This window comes from Microcystis sp. M53602_WE12 (genome assembly GCF_030065455.1).
In the GTDB taxonomy this organism is placed as follows: Bacteria; Cyanobacteriota; Cyanobacteriia; order Cyanobacteriales; family Microcystaceae; genus Microcystis; species Microcystis aeruginosa.
The window spans coordinates 1-3,560 of sequence record NZ_JASJFB010000733.1 but is presented as its reverse complement, the minus strand read 5'-3'; the positions used below and the strand labels follow the sequence as shown (position 1 = coordinate 3,560).

1 protein-coding gene and 3 pseudogenes are annotated in these 3,560 nt (G+C 44.8%); 2 read left to right on the top strand and 2 right to left on the bottom strand.

All coding sequences use genetic code 11. From position 1 onward, the window contains the following. Positions 1-189 (top strand): annotated as a pseudogene (locus tag PX482_RS22705) (thiol-disulfide oxidoreductase); the annotation flags it as partial. Positions 190-468: 279 nt separating this feature from the next. Here PX482_RS22705 and PX482_RS22700 read toward each other — a convergent pair. Together PX482_RS22700 and PX482_RS22695 are read right to left on the bottom strand one after the other, a co-directional pair. After that, positions 469-573 (bottom strand): annotated as a pseudogene (locus PX482_RS22700) (sigma factor-like helix-turn-helix DNA-binding protein); the annotation flags it as partial. Between the two features lie 119 nt (positions 574-692). Further along, complete coding sequence (locus tag PX482_RS22695; protein WP_502888575.1) at positions 693-2,798, bottom strand: vanadium-dependent haloperoxidase; 2,106 nt, start codon at positions 2,796-2,798, stop codon at positions 693-695. A gap of 696 nt (positions 2,799-3,494) precedes the next feature. Here PX482_RS22695 and PX482_RS28185 point away from each other — a divergent pair. Continuing rightward, positions 3,495-3,560 (top strand): annotated as a pseudogene (locus PX482_RS28185) (IS200/IS605 family transposase); the annotation flags it as partial.

Sequence of the window (3,560 nt, the reverse complement as noted above, 5' to 3'; positions counted from 1 at the left end):
GGTTGGATTTATGCCGCTACCAAATGGCCGGTTATTGGGTTTCTAGTGGATATTATCTATGAAATTTGGGCTTCTTGGCGATTAACCTTAACCGGAAGACCGAATTTACAGACAATTTTAGCAGAACGTCAAAAACGTCTGGAATGCAACTCATCAAATCGTTGTTCTCAGTCAGTTAAAATCTCCTAAAAAAATAGGGAGTATTTAGGGTTTGCGGCAAAAAGTTTTTCCTGGGGGTAGGGTGTGGGGTGTGGGGTGTGGGGTGTAGGGTGTAGGGTTTTACCGATTGATTTTCAGGTGGTCAATTACCTAATTTTCAGGGAAAAAGTCCCTGAATTTTCCCCCCGATCACTGCCAAGGCCGGTACTTTTTGATTTCCAAAAAGTCTAAAGATATTATCCAACAAGGTTTTTAGATTTATTCAGCAAGCCCTATTTAACTCTCTAGTAGGGATATTCTGTTGGTGATCTAACTACGCAGTTTTTGCAACGCTTTCGACTCAATTTGTCGCACCCTTTCCAGGGATAATTCCAAAGTGCGACCGATATCACCTAAAGCATGGGATTTACCATTAAAATTTAGTTGGCAATTTTTCGGACATCGAGTCCTCAAATTGCCGCCCCCTGCACCTTCCCCACTGGTGCGTTGCTGAGGGTGGGGACTGACGCAGGTTCGTTCAACTCGACACGATACTAGACAATCGGCTGAAAGACACTTGTCGAAACAAAATCGCCAACAGCTAACCCCATTTCAAAAGAATCAATACAAGCTTCCCGGACGTGAACTCCGCCATAAATACGGCCGATGGCATCTTCCATTCCCGCTTCATGGAAGCTATCGAAATCACGAACGACACCGGGAAGTTCTTGGGAGACAGCACTAAACACATAGTTTTCACCAAAATACTCAGTCATCACTCCAGCAAATGCTCCCCCCATGGCGGAATGCCCTGACATATAATCCGGGAAAGGTGGCGAATTAACCCCCATTAATTCTGACAGCAAGGGTTTCCAATTGGGATCGCCCACCGTAGAAGCTATCCCGTCATTAGCCGCAAATCCCCCAGCAATTACGTCATCAGGGCGAGGTTGGAGTTCAGTGTATTTCTCTTTCCAAGCGACGATTACCGCATCTGCCAGCGCGGTATTTAATGCGGCAAATAAGCTGGCATCTTCTTGCAAGGTATTGCCCTCACGCACGGCGATTTCTTGAGCAATTTGGTTTAAGTGACCGTAGGGACGGAAGGTATCAGCCCGGTCATAGGCCCAGAAAACAGCCATTTCTGCCTGGTCTGCATTGCGTAAAGTGGTCGTGAGAGCAGTGTTTTGCAATCCACCATAGAGCCGGACTTCTTCAATTTCTTGGGCATACAATGCACCCTGATCATTAGGATTGTCGGGACGGCCATCAAGAGTTACATCAAGTTGATTTTGCGAGACAAACTGGTCAATGTTGCCAATTGTCCAAGGAGTTACCCCACCCCAGTTGGCACCGAGTGCTACCCCAGCAGTGGGTCCTAAGGTTTCTGGTGTCCAGACATAGTTTCCCGACGGCGCAGTGAAAGGCGTATTGTTGCTGGAACCATCATTAGCGCGTAAATTGAGGCTCTGATTGGCTACTAAAATGCCAAAATTAAAACCCCTGTTTTCAGCGGTGGCACTGTCCTGAATCTCCGCCAGAGAATTGGTTACTTGCTGTGATAACAAGCTATTTTGTTCAGGTAATTGAGTAGAGAGAACTCGATAGGCCGCACCAACTACCGCCGCCTGCAACGAGGTATTTGTTGGTGCGCTCACATTTACAGCATAGGAGGGATATAAAGTGTTGAAGGCCTGAACCGTATCATAGACAGCAGTAGAAACCAAGGCCATTAAGCGAGAACCCACTGTCGGCCCAACTCCCCGCCCTGCTTTTCCCTCGGCTTGAATCGCATTTAATGCGATCGCATTCCAGTCGATGATGGCATTAGTATTGAGTCCCGATACTAATTTACTGGTGACATTATTGGTTTCCAGTTGTTCGGGAATTTGGTTATTGGCATCAACTTGAGCAATGAGAAAGTAAGCCCCCGCAGCGATGACTGAAGTATTGTTGTTATACGTTAAGTCTAAGGTGACTGACTGCCCGGCGTTTAGGTTCAAGTTTGTGCTGACACTGGTGAGTAACCGATCGTTACTGTCAATCTCACCGTCAGTGGAAATGTACAGTTTGACAGTACTGGGACCACTGGCGCTCGCCTGTCCTTGATTGGTGACAATTACCTTTGCACTTCCCTGAGCGCCGAAGTTAACCGTACTTGGCAAATTAATCGTGCCAAAACTGCCCACTAAATCTGGTCGTGAGACACTTGAGGTAGAACTTGAGGTAGAACTTGAGGTAAGACTTCGGGTAGGACTTGAGGTAAAACTTGAGGTAAAACTTGAGGTAAAACTTGAGGTAAAACTTGAGGTAGGACTTGAGGCAGGACTTGAGGTAAGACTTGAGGTAGAAGTTGAATTTTGGTTATTGCCATTGTTTGGTATCGTTCCTCCCCCAGTATCAAGTTCAACTGCCTCTAAAAAATCAACTTGATTCAAAAGCACATCCAATTCTTCTAGGGAGAGAAGAGTTAAATCTTCGTCACCGATAACCTGCTCTAACAACTGATCAACATGACTGTCTCCTTGATTACTATTTGGTATTTGCTCGTTCTCAGTTACTTTCTTCTGATCATCAACGGGTTTTTTTGGTGATGACTGGTCATCAACGGGTTTTTTTGGTGATGACTGGGCGGTAGTTATAGGAGTGGTTGAACTCATGGTCAATAAGTTAGGAAAGAGTAAAGGCATTCAAGACAGAAAGTATCGAAGCTTAACTTGTTGTTGCGTTCCAGGACCAAACCGATGTCACCGTCAGTGGAAATTTACAGGTTCACAGCACAAGTACCTCTGGTGATCAGCTGTGCTTGATGGGCGACAATTAGCTGTGCATTTATTTCCTTGATCTGTTTGACGAGGTTGACAAAATGGGAATCGTGGGGGCAATTCAAACTTGAGTTTTGCGATACAACTGAGTGATCCACCTCACATATCCTAACACCATTAATACCTGATGTCAATCAATTCTTATGTCTTTAATCATACACTTTTATCGATGGATAAAACTAGAATCATGTCTTATCCCACATTCCGCATCCTAAAGTGTCACATTGAAAATTTTATCTAAATCGTCAAAACGATTGCCGGCTCTGAATTACAGGCTAATTTGTTTGCCCAGCAGATGCACAATTAGCGCTAAAAATCTGATAGCTCTGATACCAAATTATTGAGATAGACTCTCATTAAGCAAGCTGGCGATCGCTGACTAGAGTGTGACACTTCATAATTCTTAGTAATCGCTAAAAGTCTTACTACACAAGGGCTAGAGCAACTGTTGGTTTCAACGACTAGGGGGCGGAATGTGGGTTTAATCTCTTCGGGTCTAATTCCCCGCCGCTCGCGGCGTACAATAGAAAAATGAGTGAATACATCCATAAGAGCCATAATGTAAGTGTTTTGCTATATCATTTAGTGTTCCCAGCC